The sequence below is a fragment of the Bacillus cereus group sp. BfR-BA-01453 genome (assembly GCF_022662915.1).
In the GTDB taxonomy this organism is placed as follows: Bacteria; Bacillota; Bacilli; order Bacillales; family Bacillaceae_G; genus Bacillus_A; species Bacillus_A paranthracis.
In genome coordinates this window covers 1-233 of record NZ_JAKUEN010000056.1, presented here as the reverse complement: position 1 = coordinate 233, position 233 = coordinate 1, and the positions used below count along the sequence as shown (strand labels likewise).

Genomic DNA, 233 nt, shown 5'->3' with positions numbered 1-233 from the left:
AACGACAAGTGGTTGGTTAAAAATTATTTCTTATGAGGGAGAGAAATGGATCAATCCAAATGGTGAGAAGAAATATGTAGAAAAATCATTCTATACGTACAATGAGCCATCATTTGTATCTTCAAAAGGAGGTCAAGGGCAAGTCTTTTCAGCACAAGAGTTACTGGTTATTGATGGAACGACAAGTGGCTGGTTAAAAATTATTTCTTATGAGGGAGAGAAATGGATCAATC

At 35.6% G+C, this 233-nt stretch carries 1 pseudogene; it reads left to right on the top strand.

Going from position 1 to position 233, the window contains the following annotated elements:
* Positions 1-233, top strand: a pseudogene (locus MR070_RS26995) (C40 family peptidase); the annotation flags it as partial.